The sequence below is a fragment of the Neobacillus drentensis genome (assembly GCF_036962765.1).
Classification (GTDB): Bacteria; Bacillota; Bacilli; order Bacillales; family Cytobacillaceae; genus Neobacillus; species Neobacillus drentensis_C.
Map to the genome: position 1 here is coordinate 109,205 of NZ_JBALOS010000027.1, position 19,636 is coordinate 128,840.

The 19,636-nt window shown below is 38.3% G+C and carries 21 protein-coding genes; 18 read left to right on the forward strand and 3 right to left on the reverse strand.

The features are described 5' to 3' along the window. Positions 1 to 330: 330 nt before the first annotated feature. The 6 genes from ezrA to rarD all read left to right on the forward strand — a co-directional run bounded on the left by ezrA (position 331) and on the right by rarD (position 7,873). Complete coding sequence (gene ezrA, locus V7137_RS04835) at positions 331 to 2,019, forward strand: septation ring formation regulator EzrA (RefSeq protein ID WP_335697007.1); 1,689 nt, start codon at positions 331 to 333, stop codon at positions 2,017 to 2,019. 292 nt (positions 2,020 to 2,311) lie between these two features. Further along, on the forward strand, positions 2,312 to 3,454 hold the full coding sequence (locus V7137_RS04840; protein WP_335697008.1) for a cysteine desulfurase family protein: 1,143 nt from the start codon (positions 2,312 to 2,314) through the stop codon (positions 3,452 to 3,454). Beyond that, a complete protein-coding gene (gene thiI / locus V7137_RS04845; RefSeq protein ID WP_335697009.1) occupies positions 3,455 to 4,660 on the forward strand; it encodes a tRNA uracil 4-sulfurtransferase ThiI in 1,206 nt (401 codons plus the stop codon). Between the two features lie 100 nt (positions 4,661 to 4,760). Beyond that, entirely contained in the window at positions 4,761 to 4,964 is a 204-nt protein-coding gene (locus V7137_RS04850; protein WP_335697010.1) for an alpha/beta-type small acid-soluble spore protein, read from the forward strand. Positions 4,965 to 5,132: 168 nt separating this feature from the next. Next, positions 5,133 to 6,719, forward strand: coding sequence for an acyl-CoA synthetase MbcS (gene mbcS, locus V7137_RS04855; protein ID WP_335697011.1), 1,587 nt, complete (start codon positions 5,133 to 5,135; stop codon positions 6,717 to 6,719). A gap of 221 nt (positions 6,720 to 6,940) precedes the next feature. Beyond that, positions 6,941 to 7,873 carry an EamA family transporter RarD gene (rarD, locus tag V7137_RS04860; RefSeq protein ID WP_335697012.1) on the forward strand — a complete coding sequence of 311 codons (933 nt, stop codon included), beginning with the start codon at positions 6,941 to 6,943 and terminating at the stop codon, positions 7,871 to 7,873. Positions 7,874 to 7,917: 44 nt separating this feature from the next. Here rarD and V7137_RS04865 read toward each other — a convergent pair whose 3' ends face one another. Beyond that, positions 7,918 to 8,721: an NAD kinase gene (locus V7137_RS04865; protein WP_335697013.1), complete on the reverse strand. Its 804-nt coding sequence runs from the start codon at positions 8,719 to 8,721 to the stop codon at positions 7,918 to 7,920. A gap of 168 nt (positions 8,722 to 8,889) precedes the next feature. Between V7137_RS04865 and sppA the strand changes: the two genes are divergently transcribed. From sppA to V7137_RS04910, 9 genes are all read left to right on the forward strand, one after another. Next, entirely contained in the window at positions 8,890 to 9,900 is a 1,011-nt protein-coding gene (gene sppA / locus V7137_RS04870) for a signal peptide peptidase SppA (protein WP_335697014.1), read from the forward strand. 11 nt (positions 9,901 to 9,911) lie between these two features. Beyond that, on the forward strand, positions 9,912 to 10,379 hold the full coding sequence (locus tag V7137_RS04875; RefSeq protein ID WP_335697015.1) for an RDD family protein: 468 nt from the start codon (positions 9,912 to 9,914) through the stop codon (positions 10,377 to 10,379). A gap of 71 nt (positions 10,380 to 10,450) precedes the next feature. After that, positions 10,451 to 11,152 carry a DUF2953 domain-containing protein gene (locus V7137_RS04880; RefSeq protein WP_335697016.1) on the forward strand — a complete coding sequence of 234 codons (702 nt, stop codon included), beginning with the start codon at positions 10,451 to 10,453 and terminating at the stop codon, positions 11,150 to 11,152. 17 nt (positions 11,153 to 11,169) lie between these two features. Next, on the forward strand, positions 11,170 to 11,688 hold the full coding sequence (gene ytfJ / locus V7137_RS04885; protein ID WP_335697017.1) for a GerW family sporulation protein: 519 nt from the start codon (positions 11,170 to 11,172) through the stop codon (positions 11,686 to 11,688). Positions 11,689 to 11,879: 191 nt separating this feature from the next. Beyond that, a complete protein-coding gene (gene tpx, locus V7137_RS04890) occupies positions 11,880 to 12,380 on the forward strand; it encodes a thiol peroxidase (RefSeq protein ID WP_335697018.1) in 501 nt (166 codons plus the stop codon). A 116-nt stretch (positions 12,381 to 12,496) separates the two neighbouring features. Continuing rightward, complete coding sequence (locus tag V7137_RS04895; protein WP_335697019.1) at positions 12,497 to 13,480, forward strand: class I SAM-dependent methyltransferase; 984 nt, start codon at positions 12,497 to 12,499, stop codon at positions 13,478 to 13,480. Positions 13,481 to 13,901: 421 nt separating this feature from the next. Further along, positions 13,902 to 15,095, forward strand: a complete 1,194-nt coding sequence (locus V7137_RS04900) for an acetate kinase (RefSeq protein WP_335697020.1) — start codon at positions 13,902 to 13,904, stop codon at positions 15,093 to 15,095. A 118-nt stretch (positions 15,096 to 15,213) separates the two neighbouring features. Further along, positions 15,214 to 16,056, forward strand: coding sequence for an EcsC family protein (locus tag V7137_RS04905; RefSeq protein ID WP_335697021.1), 843 nt, complete (start codon positions 15,214 to 15,216; stop codon positions 16,054 to 16,056). Continuing rightward, positions 16,053 to 16,568: a MogA/MoaB family molybdenum cofactor biosynthesis protein gene (locus tag V7137_RS04910; protein WP_335697023.1), complete on the forward strand. Its 516-nt coding sequence runs from the start codon at positions 16,053 to 16,055 to the stop codon at positions 16,566 to 16,568. Before V7137_RS04905 ends, V7137_RS04910 begins: the two co-directional genes overlap by 4 nt. 37 nt (positions 16,569 to 16,605) lie before the next feature. Here the strand turns inward: V7137_RS04910 and V7137_RS04915 are convergent, their stop codons facing one another. Continuing rightward, positions 16,606 to 16,920, reverse strand: coding sequence for a hypothetical protein (locus V7137_RS04915; RefSeq protein ID WP_335697024.1), 315 nt, complete (start codon positions 16,918 to 16,920; stop codon positions 16,606 to 16,608). Between the two features lie 117 nt (positions 16,921 to 17,037). Continuing rightward, positions 17,038 to 17,490: a universal stress protein gene (locus tag V7137_RS04920; RefSeq protein WP_335697026.1), complete on the reverse strand. Its 453-nt coding sequence runs from the start codon at positions 17,488 to 17,490 to the stop codon at positions 17,038 to 17,040. A 105-nt stretch (positions 17,491 to 17,595) separates the two neighbouring features. Here V7137_RS04920 and V7137_RS04925 point away from each other — a divergent pair, with 105 nt between their 5' ends. The 3 genes from V7137_RS04925 to ald all read left to right on the forward strand — a co-directional run bounded on the left by V7137_RS04925 (position 17,596) and on the right by ald (position 19,559). After that, on the forward strand, positions 17,596 to 17,754 hold the full coding sequence (locus V7137_RS04925; RefSeq protein WP_335697027.1) for a hypothetical protein: 159 nt from the start codon (positions 17,596 to 17,598) through the stop codon (positions 17,752 to 17,754). A gap of 154 nt (positions 17,755 to 17,908) precedes the next feature. Beyond that, on the forward strand, positions 17,909 to 18,265 hold the full coding sequence (locus V7137_RS04930; protein WP_335697028.1) for a hypothetical protein: 357 nt from the start codon (positions 17,909 to 17,911) through the stop codon (positions 18,263 to 18,265). Between the two features lie 175 nt (positions 18,266 to 18,440). Continuing rightward, positions 18,441 to 19,559 carry an alanine dehydrogenase gene (ald, locus tag V7137_RS04935; RefSeq protein ID WP_335697029.1) on the forward strand — a complete coding sequence of 373 codons (1,119 nt, stop codon included), beginning with the start codon at positions 18,441 to 18,443 and terminating at the stop codon, positions 19,557 to 19,559. Positions 19,560 to 19,636: the final 77 nt, after the last annotated feature.

Below are 19,636 nucleotides of genomic sequence, written 5' to 3' on the forward strand. Positions count from 1 at the left end.
CTCCCGCAGGAGTCTTCGCTCCAGGAATTAGACCAACAGGGTGCCAAAATCAACAATAGGTTTTTACATAGCCTTGTTTAGAGGGTGATGGAAATTCGGACCAATTGTTTGTTTTCCTTTTTTAGATAACTAACAGCTTAACTGTTTCCGACCGATTGCTCCATTTGGCGGGTTTTCATTTAATTTACAAAAAAAATGAAAATAATAGTCAAAAAATGTCGTTTACATGGTATCATAATAGCATTGAACAGAACATTAAGAGATTTATTTAAAATAGATGTATGATAACTGCATTTTGATAGAATGTTTTTGGAAATAGGGGGCTTACTTGTGGAATATTTCATTGGATTTTTTATCCTAATACTAGCCTTATTTGTAGTGGGATATTTAATAAAGAAAAAGTACTTTAAGGAAATGGATCGATTGGAAGCCTGGAAAATCGATTTAATGAATCGTCCAGTACTGGATGAAATGTCAAAGGTTAAGCTGCTTAATATGACAGGACAAACTGAAGAGCTTTTTGAACGTTGGAGAAATCAGTGGGACGAAGTAGTTACGGTGCAACTTCCCGATTTAGAGGAAATGCTTTTTGATGCAGAAGAGTACATAGATCGGTACCGCTTTAATAAAGCCAAAGGTGTCCAGTTGGCGATTGCTGGGAAGTTACAAGATACAGAAGATCAAATAAAAAGTATTTTAGAAGAATTACATGAATTGGTTGGCAGCGAGGAAAAGAACCGAGTCGAAATTGAAGAATTAAAAGAGCAGTATCGAGAATCAAAAAAAATGTTACTAGCCCATCGGCACAGTTTTGGAAATTCAGAAAAGTCGTTAGAGGAACAACTTAATGCTGTATCGCAAAAATATCAGGAGTTTGATGAAAAAACTGAACAAGGTAATTATCTTGAAGCTCGTGAAGTAGTGTTGATGATTCACAGTCAGCTTGGAACCATTAAGAAAGATATGGACTTAATCCCACAGCTATTAATTGAATGTCAATCGCTTCTTCCAAATCAGCTTTCCGATATCCTTGATGGGTATCGTGAAATGTCTGGTCAAGAATATTATTTAGAACATATTAATGTGGAACAAGAACTAAAACGATTAGAAGAAAAGCTGTCTGAGAATTTAGTACTGATTGAATCAGCAAAGATTGACGAAGCAGTGGAAGGAATAAGGGAAGTAAAGGATAGAATTGATATCCTCTTCGATTTATTGGAAAAAGAAGTTCATGCCAAGCATTATGTTTTGAAAAACGAAACAATTACTACTGAACTGCTCGCTTCAGCTTATGAGGAAAATAGTCATCTCTCAAGTGAAGTACTTCATGTTCAAGAAAGCTACCAATTATCTGAAGGTGACTTTGAAACACAGCGACAATTGGAAAAGGAACTTTCCACTGTGTATAAACATTATGAAATTCTAATGGAAAAAATAAAACTGAACGAAATGGCACAATCCGCCATTAGTGAAGAGTTGGCACAAATTAAAGAACAAATCGATATTATCCGTGAGGGTCAGGAAGATTTTTCTTTAAAACTTCAAGCCCTTCGTAAAGATGAACTTGAAGCAAGAGAAAAAGTTAAAGAACTTACCAAAAAGGTCGGAGAGACAGTTCGGCTTGTTACGAAAAGCAACGTCCCTGGCTTACCAGAAGATTATAAGTACTTGTTTGAGGATACCAATGAGAGTATTCAAAATGTGAGATACCAACTTGAAGAAAAGCCACTTAACATTTCTGCCCTAAATCAGTATTTAGAAATTGCTGTGTTAACAGTGGAAAAACTTACTAATTCAACAGTAGATTTATTAGAAAATGTTATGCTGGCCGAAAAGGCCATTCAATATGGGAATCGTTACAAAACTCAATACCCGTCAGTGGCTAAAGGTTTAAGGGATGCAGAAGATGCATTTAGACACTATGATTATCAAGAGGCTCTGGAACAAGCGGCTGCAACACTAGACGTGATTGATCCTGATGCTTTGAAAAAAATAAAAGCTTCATTTGCAGCCGAATAAATAACAAGAGCTCTTTTCTTAAACTTTGTTGCTTTTGGAGCTTAATAAGAGTCATTTACTAAGTTTCTAGGCAATTTTCACAAATATTCTTACGAAATGAAGCTACGAAGCATCTAGTTATATGGGTTGATGAACTTATACGAAAAACAATAATCTATGCGAAAATAGCCATAACAAAAAACCGATCAGTGCATTTGCGAGCTGAATCGGTTTTTTGTTTTTCCTTTTATTATCTTTATGATAAGATTTATTTTTGTAAGTGGAATGGGTCGGAAGTTCGGAGGAGTAAAAAATGATTTATTTTGATAATAGTGCAACGACAAAACCGTTTAAAGAAGTGTTGGATTCTTTCGTAACGGTGTCTAGTGAATATTATGGAAACCCGTCCTCTCTGCATAGTATGGGGGCGCAAGCAGAAAAGCTGTTATCACAGGCTCGGGAACAAGTGAGCAAGTTCCTAAAAGTGAAGCCTTCCGAGATTTATTTTACCTCAGGGGGTACAGAAGGAAATAATTTAGCGATAAAAGGTTCTGCTTTATTGCATAAAAATAGAGGCCGTCACTTGATTACATCGAGTGTTGAGCATCCATCAGTAAGATCTGCAATGGAACAACTTGAACAAGAGGGCTTTGAGGTAACATACCTGCCTGTTGATGAATATGGTAGAATTCGTGTCGCTGATCTGGAAAAAGCGATAAAAAAAGAGACCATTTTAGTTTCGATCATGCATGTGAATAATGAAGTGGGGACAGTTCAGCCTATTAAAGAAATTGGTGACCTATTAAAACGATATCCTACAATTTTATTCCATGTCGATGCAGTCCAGAGTATTGGTAAAATCCCCGTATCTTTGTATGAAAATAGAATAGATTTTTGCTCAATTTCCGCCCATAAATTTCATGGCTTAAAAGGTACAGGGGCTATCTTTATCCGTGAAGGGGCGAGACTTGCACCCTTATTTTCAGGTGGGAATCAGGAACGGAAACTAAGAAGCGGTACTGAAAATGTGGCTGGTGTTGTTGCGATGGCAAAAGCATGGAGGATGACCTTAATAAAAGCTGATGAAGGGTTAGACAGAATGAAAGAAATCCAGAGCGTGCTCAGGAAAGGATTAATAGAAATTGAAGGTGTTCAAATTCATACTCCCCAAAAAAATGCGGCACCGCATATTTTAAATTTTTCATTAACTGGGATTAAATCCGAAGTGTTCATTCATTCACTTGAGCAAAAAGGTATCTTTGTTTCGACTACAAGTGCTTGTTCCTCAAAAAAGAAATCACCGAGTAAGACGCTACTTGAAATGGGAGTTCCAGAATCACTAGCTGAAAGTGCCATCAGGATCAGCCTTTCATTTCAGAATCGGATGGAAGAGGCAATTACGGCGTTAGAGGCTTTTAAAGACTCTGCAAACCAACTAAGAAAGGTAATGAAATAGATGAAATATGAACGAATCCTAATACGCTACGGTGAAATCTCAACCAAAGGCAGAAATCGTAATAAATTTGTCAATAAATTAAGGAAAAGTGTAAGTATTGCGCTTGCTTCTTTTCCTAACGTTAAAATGGAGTCCAGCCGTGACCGAATGTATGTGTTATTAAACGGTGAAGACGCCACAGAAGTTATGGATAAGTTAATGAATATTTTTGGAATACAGTCGTTTAGCCCTGCAATAAAGGTGGTAAGAAGTATAGAGGTACTAAAACAGATCTCGCTTGAATTAGTCCGCTCCCTTTATAAGGAAGGGCAGACCTTCAAAGTTACCCCTAAAAGATCGGATAAAACGTTTGAACTGGATACCGATGGAATCAATCATACGATTGGCGGCTATTTACTGCAGAATATCCCAGGAATTAAAGTGGATGTGAGAAATCCAGATATTAATTTAAGGATTGAAGTAAGAAAGGAAGCCATTTATCTTTCATGTGAAACCATTCAAGGGGCTGGCGGACTTCCGGTTGGATCAAGCGGCAAAGCCATGCTCATGCTTTCAGGAGGGATTGACAGTCCTGTTGCAGGCTATATGGCAATGAAACGGGGAGTAGAAGTCGAAGCTGTCCATTTCTTCAGTCCGCCATTTACAAGTGAAAGATCGAAAGAAAAGGTTATTGATCTGACAAAAAAACTGGCGGAAATATATGGTTCAATGACCTTGCACATTGTCCCATTTACAGATATACAGCAAACGATTCGCGAACAAGTTCCTGAAAATTACTCTATGACCTCCACACGAAGAATGATGCTGAGGATTACGGATGAAATCCGCAAAAAACATGATGGTCTTGCGATTATTACAGGTGAAAGCCTCGGTCAGGTTGCGAGTCAGACACTCGAAAGTATGTTTGCAATCAATGATGTATCCAATACACCTATTTTGCGGCCATTGATTACAATGGACAAAACGGATATTATAAAAATTGCGCAGGAAATTGATACACTTGAAATTTCAAACAGGCCTTTTGAGGATTGCTGTACAATCTTTGTTCCTGCATCTCCAAAAACGAAACCAAAAAGGGAAAAGGTTCAGCATTATGAAAGCTTCTTTGATTTTGAACCACTGATCCATGAAGCCGTGCTGGAGACAGAAACAATTGTGATCAAAGCAGATAACAAACAGCACTCAGAATTTAGTGAATTATTTTAAGAAGGAAAAATTCGAACATTTTGTGAACAATTACCAATTGTAATATAGAATGAAGATTTTAAGTTTTACACATTCTATACTCACAAGGAGGTGATATCACATGGCAAATAACAACTCTAATCAATTAGTAGTTCCTGGTGTACAACAAGCTCTTGACCAAATGAAATATGAAATTGCTACTGAATTTGGTGTAAATCTTGGAGCTGACACTACTTCACGCGCTAACGGTTCTGTTGGTGGTGAAATCACAAAACGTTTAGTAGCAATGGCTGAGCAACAATTAGGCGGCGGATTCTCCCGTTAATAAAAAGTAAATACGATGGCTACAGAGAGCGTGGGGTTTCCCCCGCTCTCTTTTTTATGCTCAAGATAGTGAAAAATATTTTTAGTTGAATAATAATTTTAAATCTTTTCATTATTTTGTATAATTATTTTGTGAGATGTTTATGAGAAGTATTAAGGGGGAGAAGGCATGAAGCGGGAAGATTTAATTGCACCAGAAAAGTATAATCTTGTTTCTGAAGTAGAACAGTTTGCAAAAGAACCAACCAGGATAGCATTGAAGTGGGAGAATGAAGCTGGGGAGACCAAGCAAGTTACATACGAGCAATTAATGAAAAAAGTAAATCAAGCCGCAAATGTATTCGTTACCAATGGGTTAAATAAGGGCGATGTTGTGCTTGTCATCGTGCCGCGTCTCATTGAAGCATATATCGTTTATTTAGCCGGATTAAAAGCGGGCTTGGTTGTCATTCCAAGTTCGGAAATGTTAAAGGAAAAAGACTTGCAATACCGAATCACACACGGTGATGTAAAAGGTGTCATTAGTTATTATCCATATGTGGATCAATTTGAGAATATCAGTCAATCTCAGCCGTTTGTAAAATTTTCGATTGGGGGATCTGAAGAAGGCTGGATTCAATTGGATACTGAGATGGCTGCTGCCTCAGAAGTATTCGAATCAGCAGATACGCTTAGAGATGATATGGCCTTTTTGTCCTATACGTCTGGAACAACAGGGAATCCAAAAGGGGTGGTCCATACACATGGCTGGGCTTATGCACATTTAAAAACGGCTGCACCTAAATGGCTTTGTATTGAGGATGGTGACACGGTTTGGGCAACTGCCGGTCCAGGCTGGCAAAAATGGATATGGAGTCCCTTCCTATCAGTTCTTGGCTCTGGTGGAACTGGACTAGTTTACAACGGAAAATTTGATCCGAAAAAATATTTAAGTCTCCTCCAAAAATATGATGTTAATGTCCTTTGCTGTACACCGACAGAATATCGACTAATGGCGAAGGTAGATAATTTAGAAGAGTATCAGGTACCTAATCTTCATAGTGCTGTCTCCGCAGGCGAACCTTTAAATCGTGAAGTTATTGATACGTTTAGAAAATATTTTAATATCGATGTCCGTGACGGATATGGACAAACAGAAAATACCTTGCTAGTTGGTGTTACTAAAGGAATGGAATTAAAATCCGGCTCGATGGGCAAGCCGACGCCAGGGAACAGGGTGGAAATCATAAACGAAGAAGGCCAGGTTTGTGCAGTCGGTGAAGTCGGTGATATCGCTGTTCATGTAGAAACTCCAGCTTTATTTAAGAACTATTATAAAGACCCGGAAAGAACAGCGATGCAATTCCGAGGTAATTATTATATTACGGGTGATAAGGCAAAAATGGACGAAGAAGGTTACTTCTGGTTTGAAGGCCGCGGCGATGATATTATTATTAGTTCTGGCTATACGATCGGACCATTTGAAGTGGAGGATGCACTTGTTAAACATCCATTTGTTAAGGAATGTGCTGTTGTAGCAAGTCCCGATGAGATCCGCGGTTTTATAGTCAAAGCATTTGTTGTCTTGAAAGACGATGTTGATTCCACAGACCCTGAATTAACCAAAAAATTGCAGGAGCATGTTAAAACACTTACAGCACCATATAAGTATCCAAGGAAAATAGAGTATATTTCTGAACTTCCTAAGACGACCTCAGGGAAAATCCGCAGAATCGAACTTCGGAAAAAGGAACTCGAGGAAACTAAACAAGTATAATGTCATTTGGAGAGTAAGCAGGCGATAAATCGCCTGCTTATTTTTGCTTTGTGCAAAACTAAAGTAGTTTTGTGCAATTAGACAATTTATGGGAAAATCAACCGTATCCATTTATGTAAATACTCGTTTTCCAATTGGAAGCATAAATTTCCCCCATTTACGAAGTTTCGCGTTATAATAGTAATTATTTCGAAACTTGAAAGAATAGGGGCTCAAAACATATGAAAAAGACAGAAACACAAAAAGGAGTCATTCATGCCGGCTTTTCATATTTCTTGTGGGGATTATTGCCCATTTACTGGAAGTTTTTAGATCATGTTAATGCAAAAGAAATTTTGGCAAGCCGTGTTTTATGGTCGTTTGTTTTTATGGTCATCATTCTTCTCCTAACAAATAAGTGGGGACTTTTTCTCCAAACCATAAAAGGGTTTGCTAAGAATAAAAAACAAATGTACGCACTGACAATTGCCTCACTTCTAATAAGCATAAATTGGTTCATATATATTTGGGCGGTTAATAGTGGTCATATGATTGAAGCAAGCCTAGGATATTATATCAATCCCTTAATTAGTATCTTATTAGGTATGATCGTCTTAAAGGAAAAATTAACAGTTTATCAATACGTCTCATTCATCTTAGCCGCGATTGGAGTGTTGATTATTTCCATATCCCATGGGCGGTTTCCGTGGATTGCCTTAACTTTGGCCCTATCCTTTGGGCTATATGGTTTAGCTAAAAAGCTGATAAATGTAGATTCTGCTGTGGGATTAACTTTAGAAACACTTGTAGTTGCACCTGTTGCGGCCATCTATATCGGCTACTTATTTATTAATGGCTCCAATTCTTTTTTAACAGCCGGTGTACCTACAGATTTCCTGCTAATCGGTGCAGGGGCAGTAACGGCAGTCCCGCTCCTTTATTTTGCAAAAGGAGCACAAAAAATTCCTTTATCTTTATTAGGGTTCCTGCAATATATAGCACCTACATTAACCTTACTATTAGGGGTATTTGTCTATCATGAACATTTTTCAAAAATACAACTTCTATCATTTATGTTCATTTGGTCAGCGTTAACAATTTATTCCCTGTCAAAAACAAAGCTATTATCCGGACAATGGTTTAATATGCGGAGGGAAAAAAGCACGAACATATAAGAAAAAAACCTTATCCCATGGCATAGGATAAGGTTTTTTTAGTTTTATAGGAAAGTCCTTTTCACTTTTTCCCAAAATGAGTTGTCTTTTAGTTTTAGTGTTTTTAACTTTTTATTACTAATTTTTATCGTGATTTTCTCAACGTGACGGATGCTTAAGGCTTCATTATCCATACCCATCGTCGGATGGTCATTGCCTTCAGATATAACCTTAAGGGTTAGTGTCCGTTCACTGCCAACAATAAAGGAAGAACCTAGTGTCCGGTAATTCTTTGTATTTACTGAAGCTACTTCACTCACCTGCATGCAAGGCAGAAGTGGGTCAACAACCGAACCACCCACCGATTTATTATAAGCTGTACTTCCTGTTGGGGTCGCCACTATTAGTCCATCACCACGGAAGGTCTCTAGGTGGAGTTGGTCAATAAAGACATCTACTACTAATGTCTTAATGATTCCAGATCGAATACTGAATTCATTAATACAAGGAAATGTACCTTGGCCATCGACTTCTACTTCAATTAACGGATAACGGCGGACTTTTAAATTTTCATTCGTTACCATTGCATCAATCATTTTTGAAATATCATTAATTCGAAAATCACAATACATACTCAAGCTATCCTTCGTTGAAATTCCCATGTAAAGACAGTCATCCCGGAAGCCTGTTTTCCGAACTGCTTGGAGAAACGTTCCGTCATCGCCAACACTTGCAATGATATTCGCATTTCGGTAATCAGTGACAATCGTAAATCCATATCGTTCTGCTACGTCAACAAGCGGAGCCACTTTTAATAGCATTTCCGAATCTCGTTTGTGATAAAAGTAGATATTGCGCCTATTCCCCATTTTATGTACCCCCTATAAAATAATGAGCTAATTGTAAAATAATTCCTCAGCTCGCAAATATTCTTAGGTAAAATCATGTTAGTCTGAAATTAGTTTAGCATTTTATTGAAACAATATGAAAGCAGGGCATAAAGTTTTGACAAAAACAAAAGGGGGAATTTCGAATATATGAATGGAAAACGGTGGGCCGCGCTCGGGATTGCAGCAGCGTTATTTTTTTTCTCTGTGATCATTAATTTTTTATCTTCGTTTGCATTTAAAGGATTGGAAACAAATTTTACCGATTTCATGTCTTCAGCTGAAGAACCATTTACTGAAGAGGTTGTCGATGAAGGAAACGAATTAAAGAAAATTGTCATTCTTGATGTGAACGGTGTCATCCAGGATACGGGGGAAACAGGTTCTATCCTGCAAAGCTCAGGCTACAATCATCAGGACTTTATGAAAAAGTTAAACCATATTAAAGAGGATGATTCGGTCAAAGGCATTATTATTAAAGTCAACTCACCTGGTGGGGGAGTGGTTGAAAGTGCAGAAATTCACGATAAACTAGTTGAGATTCAAAAAGTAAGTAAAAAGCCAGTCTATATTTCAATGGGCTCCATGGCTGCTTCAGGAGGGTATTATATTTCAACGGCTGCTAAAAAGATTTATGCCAGTCCGGAGACTATGACTGGCAGCCTCGGTGTGATTATGGAAGGAATTAATTATAAAGGACTTGCCGATAAATATGGTGTAGATTTTGTTACCATTAAAAGCGGCGAGCATAAAGACATTATGAGTCCAACTAGAAAAATGACGAAAGAGGAACGGCAAATATTGCAGTCAATGATAAATAATTCCTATGAAGGATTTGTTAAAGTGATTTCAGAGGGGCGAAACCTTCCAATCGCTCAAGTGAAAAGAATTGCGGATGGCCGTGTGTATGACGGCCGCCAAGCTAAGGAATTGCATCTAATTGACGGCTTTGGTTATTTAGACGATGTGGTGAAACAAATGAAAAACCAAGAGAAACTGAAAGGGGCTCAGGTTGTACGTTATACAGATTCTCTTGGGTTAGGATCCTTATTTACAATGCAGGCAAAGAAATTAATGGGTGAGGATATTGAAATGGCTGGTTTATTGAAGGTCCTTTCAAAACCTAATTCTCCGCGGCTCATGTACTTGTATGCAGAATAGGGGGAGTATTAATGGAAACGAATGAGTATCAAGAAAATTCAAACGACAAAACAGAGAATCATTCCGTACGATATGCAGGGTTCTGGATGCGTTTTTGGGCGTATCTCCTTGATTTAGTTGTGTTGGGAAGCATTGTCAGGCTTTTGATAAAACCGGTCTTTCGAATCGTAGATATTCCTTTATCAGGATCATCCATGTTTGCACCGCTCTCAATCGCATCGGCGGTTATCTTTTATTTGTATTTCGTTCTAATGACAAAATATTTTAATCAAACGCTGGGGAAAATGGTGTTTGGATTGAAAGTAGTCGATTTAAAAAGGGATCAACTTAGCTGGGGCTCGATTCTTTTTCGAGAATGGATCGGCCGGTATATATCTGCAACAATATTAGTTGGATATATCATTGTGGCATTCCTTCCAAAAAAGCAAGGTCTTCATGATCTCTTCACAGATACCACCGTCATACATATAGAACGGTGAAATTAAACCTATCAACATTGTTGGTAGGTTTAATTTTTTTTGGAAAAGCAAATACTACCCGCTGAGGGGTTGTGATTGAATTGTTTTGGGTACTCTTGGTTTTGTCTATTCTATTGCTCTTATTTATTCTCATTCTATTTACGAAATTAACCATTCTTATTAATTACTATCATCACAATGACAATGATGACTTAAAGATTGTATTCAAGATTTGGTTCGGATTGATCAAGTACAAAATTAATGTCCCATTAATAAAAGTAGATGAAAATTCGCCCAGTGTAGTTATTAAAAGTAATAAACAAATGGGTGAATCTACAGAGAAGTCCTCAACTGAAGATGTCAATCAAATCACCACAGAGGATGTAGAGAATAATTTTTCAAATGCAAAAAAATTACTGAATCATGTTTTTGGCTTACATCGGATAGTAAGGAAATTTCTTCGAAAAGTCTCAATTAAAAGTCTTGAATGGGACACGCTAATTGGTGTAGGAGATGCAGCACACACTGGTATGATTACGGGGGCAATCTGGGCTTTAAAAGGGAGCTTAATTGGGCTTGTCAGCCATTATTTAAAGCTTTTCGTAATGCCGAAAATCACGGTTACTCCACACTTTCAAGCAGCGGTTATGCAAACAAGACTAACATGTATTATTCAGTTTCGTATCGGGCATGCTATTCTAGCAGGATTAAAACTGTTTAAATTCTGGAAGGGCGGACTTCCGCACTTTAAAAAGAAAACAAATTTTGCAAATGATAAAACAAAATCCGTTTGAAAAAGGAGGAAACAGCCATGTCTGACCACCCAATTCAAGGTTTGATGACAACTGCAATGGAAAGCCTTAAAGAAATGATTGATGTAAATACGATTATTGGTGACCCTGTTGAAACCCCTGATGGCAGTGTTATTTTGACTGTCTCGAAAGTAGGTTTTGGATTTGCTGCGGGCGGTAGTGAATTTAAGATTGAGGGGTCTCAAAATCAAGGACAAGGACAAGGACAAGGTCAGGGACAGGGCCAGAGCCAAGGTCAGGGCCAAGGCCAGAGTAAGGGTTCATCCCACCCATTTGGAGGCGGGAGCGGTGGCGGTGTTTCAATTACCCCAATTGCTTTTTTAATTGTTAACTCACATGGAGTTAAAATGTTGCATTTAGATGAAAGTACTCATTTGTATGAAAAAATATTAGAATTAGCTCCACAGGCAATTGATAAAATTCAGCAAATGTTCTCTAAGAAGGATCAAGGCAATCAGCAAAATAGTTCGCAAGGATCTAAAAACGGGCAAAAACCAAAAGAAGAACTTGAATTATAGTAGGAAAGGTTAATCTTCCAAAATATTAGGAAGGTTAACTTTTTTCATGAAACGGGTGCTTCCACTTTTGGTTGAAATCTAAATAATTGCAAAATTGGTGGTGAAAAGATATATTTACACTGTACATATTTGAAGTCAAGCCGTTCTGAAGTTAGCCGCTTGGACTTGGATACAACAAAGGAGGATGTAAAATGGCAAATGTAACATTTAAAGGGAATCCAATTACGCTTTTAGGCAGTGAAGTAAAGGTAGGGGACAAAGCGCCAAACTTTACAGTGCTGGCAAATGATTTGTCAGAAGTTACATTAGAAAGTACCAAAGGTCAAGTACGTTTAATTACTTCTGTACCTTCTTTGGATACTGGTGTTTGTGATGCAGAAACACGACGTTTTAATGAAGAAGCAAACAGCTTAGGAAATGTGAAAATTTTAACAGTGAGTGTGGACTTACCATTTGCACAAAAACGCTGGTGTGCTGCTAGTGGAATTGAAAACGTGCAAACATTATCAGATCATCGTGACCTTTCTTTCGGTGAAGCATATGGGGTTGCTATCCAGGAATTAAGGTTGTTGGCTCGTGCCGTATTTGTTGTTGATTCTAACGACACTGTAACATATGTTGAATATGTGAGTGAAGCAACAACCCACCCTAACTACGAAGCAGCACTTGAAGCAGCAAAAGCGGCAAAATAATAGATTGATTAAATGGAGCCCTGCAAAAGCAGGGCTTTTCTTCTTTGCTTAAAACTTGTATAAAATGTCGCTACTCGATTAAAATGGATAAGGAAATTAACGAGGGAGGGGATAAGATGAAAGTTTCTCCAGTAGAACAACTTTTTACGTTATTTAATGAAACAGCACTTCTTTTACAGGAAGAACTAAACTGTACATATTTAGAGGCACTCGCTGAAACGGGAGAGAATTTATTTCATGGCTCTATCCTTCAAGATGAGGTCAGCGAACTAACAGAAAAAAGAATGAAGAAACAATATGGACAGATTGATTTAGAGAAGTTTTCAAATGAAGAAATTCGAAAAGCCTATCAATTGGCCATCTTAAAAGGGATGAATGATAGTGTTCAGCCAAACCATCAAATGACACCTGATTCTGTCGGGATGCTAGTGGGCTATCTAGTAGAAAGATTTATGAAACAGTCAACATTCCGTTTGCTTGACCCAGCAGTAGGGACTGGGAACTTGTTAACAACTGTCTTAAATCACCTCCAAAGAAAAGTTGATTCGATCGGCGTGGAGATTGATGACCTTCTCATTAAGCTGGCTTATATTAATGCCAATTTACAAGCACACCCTATTCAACTCTTCAATCAAGACAGCCTTGAGCCAATGTTTATTGATCCTGTAGATGCGGTTATCGCAGATTTGCCTGTTGGTTTTTATCCAAATGATGAAAGAGCTGCAGATTATCAAGTAAGGGCAAATGAAGGGCATACTTATTCCCATCATTTATTCATGGAACAAAGCGTTCGCCACACAGTGCCTAGCGGGTATTTATTCTTCTTGATTCCGAATGGACTATTTGAAAGTGAACAGGCATCACTTTTAAATGAGTTTTTTAAAGAACATGTGATTGTACAAGGATTGTTGCAATTACCAATTAGTATGTTTAAAAATAAACAGTCCGCGAAAAGTATCCTTATCCTGCAAAAAAAGGGAGAGGGAGTAGAGCTGCCAAAGCAGGCGTTGCTTGTAGAACTGCCTAATCTTTCAAGCGCTGTGGAGATGGATAGAATTCTCTCAAAGATGGATAAATGGTTTCAAGAAAACAAAGGATAAACCGAGATTAACCTCTTGGTTTATTTTTTTTGTAAAATTTTAAAAGTCTATGTTAAAGCTTATTATTGAATAATTTACAATGTTGATTGGAGCGGAAGGCGCGAGACTCCTACGGGAGTAAGGACAAGGGGAGACCACGCAGGCACTTGAGCGCCGAGGAGGCTCGCCGGACCGCCCTCGGAAAGCGAAGCTTCTTTCGTTCCAATCAACAGGCAACTTTAACAGGGCCTAAAAAAAGAAATATCAGAATAGATTTATATTTGTAATGTAAACGTTGCCACCGGAAATTTGCCTTGAAATATAATATACACAATGATTCAATTAAGGATGGAAATAATCAAGAGTGGTTTGAGCAAAATAATGTTGTACTAAACAAAATAATGCCAAACCAGTGTTGTTATATAAAAGGAGCGGTAACCATATGTCAAAAATTATTGCCATTAATGCGGGGAGTTCTTCCTTAAAGTTTCAATTGTTTGAAATGCCAAGTGAAGAAGTAATCACAAAAGGATTAATAGAAAGAATTGGTTTAAATGATTCAATTTTTAATATAACGGTTAACGGTGAAAAAGTTCAAGAAATTATCGATATTCCTGATCATGAAGTCGCCGTTAAAATGCTTTTAGATAAATTAACAACGTTAGGTATTATCAAATCTTTAAATGAGATTGTCGGCATGGGTCACCGCGTGGTTCATGGTGGAGAAATGTTTACTGACTCGGTGCTTATTACAGACGATGTGATAAAAAAAATTGATGAGCTATCGGAACTGGCACCATTGCATAACCCAGCCAATATAACTGGAATCAAAGCTTTCATGAGCGTTCTTCCTAATGTTCCGGCAGTTGCAGTATTTGATACAGCTTTCCACCAAACAATGCCAGAAAGCTCTTACCTATACAGCTTACCAATGGAGTATTACGAAAAATATGGTATTCGTAAATATGGCTTCCATGGAACCTCTCATAAATATGTTTCACAGCGTGCAGCTGAGCTTTTAGGTCGACCTGTTGAACAATTACGTCTCATTTCTTGTCATTTAGGAAATGGTGCAAGTATTGCGGCAATTGAAGGCGGGATGTCTATTGATACGTCCATGGGCTTTACACCACTTGCTGGGGTAACAATGGGTACTCGTTCAGGTAATATTGACCCGGCACTGATTCCATATATCATGGAAAAAACCAATAAAACAGCAGATGAAGTACTAGATGTGCTAAATAAAAAGAGCGGTATGCTGGCTATGTCCGGTTTCTCAAGTGATTTACGTGATATTGAAATTGAAGCAAAAAAGGGCAATGAGCGTGCGAAGCTTGCCTTGGATGTATTTGCGAACCGTATCCATAAATACATCGGTTCTTATGCTTCACGAATGAATGGTGTTGACGCGATTATTTTCACAGCCGGGATTGGTGAAAATAGTGACACCATTAGGGAAAATGTATTAAGAGGTCTTGAATTTATGGGTGTTTATTGGGACCCAGCTCTAAACAAGGTTAGAGGCGAAGAAGCCTTTATTAGCTACCCACACTCACCAGTTAAAGTTTTAATCATCCCAACAAATGAAGAAGTAATGATTGCCCGCGATGTTGTACGTCTTGCTGACATTCATTAATCATAAATATCAGAAAGGGCAAAAGCTATTGTATGGCTTTTGCCTTTTGCCTTTTTATCCAAGTATTTCTTTGTGATATACTGGAAATAGAAAGCCTTGCTGTGAGGGGGAAGTAAACATGCCATTAACAGACCGCGAAGAAATGGTCTTGAATGAAATACGGAATTGGGAAAGCAGTTTGCGTGAATGGGAGCCGAATGATTTCCAGATTACCTATGAAAAATTTTTGCAACAATCATTCTCATTATTGCCTGAAAAGGTTCAACGACAATTCTTTTCGGTTATCGACAGCTGGCTGTTTTATTTACATAGTATGATTCAAGGCTCTCAGCTTCAAATGGATGCTAAGGAGAGAATTCTTTCTTCGGGGCGAATTTTTCAAAAGGACATAGCAAACATTGAAGACTTAAAAAAATTAAGCATTGAGCAATTACAATATATTGCAGAACAGCAAATCGCACGACATCGTCTTTATTCCTTTGCGCAAGGCGGATTAGCAGGGACTGGCGGTCCTCTGCTGCTTAGCACAGATATACCAGCAATAGCAGTCATTAATTTAAGGGTCGTGCAACTGATCGCGATGACCTACGGAGTTGAAGTGAACACACCATTTGAAATGATGACCTCCCTAAAGGTCTTTCATACGGCAACATTACCGCCAAGGCTGCAAAGCGGAGGCTGGTTCGCTTTGATGGAAGAATTAGAAAGTCACGAAGACTATTATTTTTATGAAGGAAATGAAGAAATTACAGATATATCATGGCTTGAACAACCGGTGCAACAACTTATGAAAGCGCTGATCATAACGTTATTCAGACATAAAAGGATTCAAGGTATCCCGCTGGTCAGTATGGCCATTGGCGCAGGGTCCAATTATCAGTTAACAAGAAAAGTAACCGATTTAGCGCATAAATATTATCAGCTGCGTTACCTACGAGAAAAAGAGGAGTTTATTGGATGAGTAGTCAAGAACATAAAAAAGCTGCACCGAAGACCGTTAATTGTAAAATAATAACTGTTAGTGATACAAGAAATAAGGAAACAGACAAAAGCGGAAAACTGATGATCGACTTGCTCGAACAAGCAGGTCACAAGATTGTCGATTACGTCATTGTAAAAGACGAAGCCGTGCCAATTGAACAAGAAATTGTTAAAGGATGTGCAAGCAAAGAAATTGATGTCATTTTAACAAACGGCGGAACGGGGATTGCCAAGCGGGATGTAACAATTGAAACGATTCAAGATCTACTTGAAAAAGAGATTGTCGGTTTTGGAGAGTTATTCCGGATGTTGAGTTACCAAGAAGATATTGGTTCCGCTGCAATTCTCTCAAGGGCAATTGCGGGTGTTGTTAAAAATAAAGCCATATTCTCCACCCCGGGTTCGACTGGTGCTGTGAAACTGGCTATGAATAAATTAATATTGCCTGAGATCGGGCATGTGGTGAAAGAGATTCAAAAAGACCTATCATAATTAGGAAAACTCCCTTTTTCAATGAAAAGGGAGTAATTTATTGATGAGCTTTTGTTGAAAGAACTTCGTTCGCTCGGTACCATAGCCATAAATCATTAATAATCGATGCTAGTTCAGCAATTTCGGAGTTCAGTTGACAAGAGCGAGGGAAATTACTTTCATTTGAGAGAAGTGCTTGTTTCTGATTAATTTCGGTTTCAAGGTCGCTAATCCGGTCAGGGATCGAGCCGCGAACTTGTTCCCAGTAAAAGAGAATCTCCTGCTGTATTTCCTTGTTGTATTGGTCCCATTCCAACATTAATTCGGGCAGTGGAATACCAAGACGATGATCAAAAGAAAAATATTCTTTCATTTTGATTGCCTCCAATCCGTTTGACTACTATTTATTCTACTATACATCTATCACCCATTCACTAAAAACCTATGTGAAAAAAGCACGAAGCAATGCTGCGTGCTTTTTACCTCAGTATTATGCTATATCTTTTTCAGTGCGAACAATGAGAACGTCACAATGTGCGTAACGAGTGATATGTTCAGAAACACTTCCGATAAAAAACCTTTCCACAACATTTAATCCAGTTGCACCGCAGATAATCAAATCTATCTTGTGTTTTTTAGCTAAATCTCTAGGAATTCGTATTTTGGGAGATCCATAATCAATTTCATAATGCACGTTTGTTAAACCTGCATCCTCCGCTTGTATTTGGTAATGTTTTAGCATATCTTTTGCCAGCTTTTCTGCCCGATCTCCAATAACCGTGTCATAAGCTTCAATTAATGCAAATGTTCTAGTGTCGATAACATGGACTAATAAAAGGTCAGCATCATTTCTCTTGGCAATTTCAATCCCTTTTTTAAAAGCCCAATCGGCTTCTTTTGAACCATCAATCGCGACTAAAATATTTCTATATTTAAGTCCCATGATTAATCATCTCCTTACTTGAATTATACATTATTTAACAAGGGATAACTGTTGCAACTTTTCGAACAATAAAGAGGTAACCTAGAAAGGAAAGGAGATCGGATGATGGTAAAACGTGACCAGAATAAACAGTTTTTATTTGAGTTTGATGAGCAAGGTACTAATGAAGTAAGCCAGCAAATTATGAATTCATATAATAGTGGATTTATTGGCGAAGGTACAGCCATTGCAGATAGTGAAGATTTTGCTGGTACTGAGAGTTAAGTGTGTTGATACTGTTGGACTGTCCTAATAATAGGACAGTTTTTTTTGTACAAATGTCTTGGTATTTTTGAAATAAAGGGCAAATACCCAAGAGTTTGCTTTTACATATGCATATTCTTTAGTGTGTCAATTAATTAAAATGAGGAGGAGAAACATGACTACAGAAATGTATGGAATGCCTAGTAACATTGATGTGAACTATACGATGGTGGATCCTGCAGATGAAAGAATTCATGGTGGATTCGGCCACGGAGGATTTGGTGGTTTCCATGGAGGTTTCGGCCGTCCGGGCTTTGGATTTGGTGGTTTTGGCCGTCCAGGATTTGGTTTTGGCGGATTTGGCAGACCATTTGGATTTGGATTTGGCAGACCATTTGGTTTTGGATTTGGATTCCCATTCTTAACTGGGTTAGCTGCAGGTGCCTTATTAACTCCAGGATATGGATATGGTTACGGATATCCTTACTATCCACCTTACCCATACCCATACCCATACTATCCTTATTATTAATGAAAAAATAAAACAAAAGCTTTGCCATTCTCGGCAAAGCTTTTATATTATAACTTTGTCGACATCTTATGTTTATCAGTTAATGATTACAAGGTTACATCTTACTTTGAAAAAAGGTTATAATAAAATTGTCTTGGATAATTTTACTAGAGATAAATTTATTGGAGGTAAGCACATGCGGATCGGGGTACCTAAAGAAATCAAAAATAATGAAAACCGCGTAGCCATGACACCAGCTGGAGTGGTCAACTTAGTGAAATTTGGTCATGAGGTGTTTATTGAAAAGGGAGCAGGTCTTGGCTCAGGTTTTTTAAATGAGGATTATGAATCAGCGGGTGCGAAACTGGTAGATAAAGCTGAAGAAGCATGGTCAAAGGAAATGGTCATGAAGGTTAAAGAGCCGCTTCCTAGCGAATATCAATACTTCCGCGATGGCTTAATATTATTTACATACTTACATCTGGCACCAGAACCAGAATTAACGAAAGCATTAATTGACAAGAAGGTAATTGGGATTGCCTATGAAACCGTTCAGTTACCGAATCGAAGCTTACCATTGTTAACGCCGATGAGTGAGGTGGCTGGAAGAATGGCGCCTCAAATTGGTGCACAATTCCTTGAGAAGGTCCATGGAGGAATGGGAATTCTACTTTCTGGTGTCCCAGGCGTCCAACGAGGAAAAGTTTCCATAATCGGCGGCGGCGTAGCTGGAACGAATGCGGCTAAGATGGCAATTGGTTTAGGAGCAAAAGTGACGATTATTGATTTAAATCCGGATCGACTTCGCCAATTAGATGATATATTTGGAGCAGATGTGACGACGCTTATGTCTAATCCGTATAATATTGCGGAAGCTGTGAAGGATTCAGATTTGGTGATAGGCGCTGTTCTAATTCCAGGGGCAAAAGCACCAAAGCTTGTAACTGAAGCAATGATTCAATCGATGAAACCAGGTAGTGTCGTTGTAGATATTGCCATCGATCAGGGGGGGATTTTTGAAACCACTGACCGGATTACCACGCACGACAATCCGACCTATGTGAAGCATGATGTTGTCCACTATGCTGTTGCCAACATGCCAGGTGCTGTACCGAGAACTTCCACGCTTGCCTTAACAAATGTAACGGTCCCTTATGCAGTGGAAATTGCCAATAAAGGCTATAAACAAGCTTGTCTCGGGAATGAAGCATTGTTAAAAGGAATTAACACGCTTGGCGGTTTCGTGACATATCAAGCGGTCGCAGAAGCACATGGGCTTGAATTTTTAGATACCAGAACCTTGTTGGAAAAATAATAATTGTTGAGTAACGATTGTCCTTCATCGGAGTTATGAAGGACAATATATTCGGTTATTTTACGAGTATTGTCCTT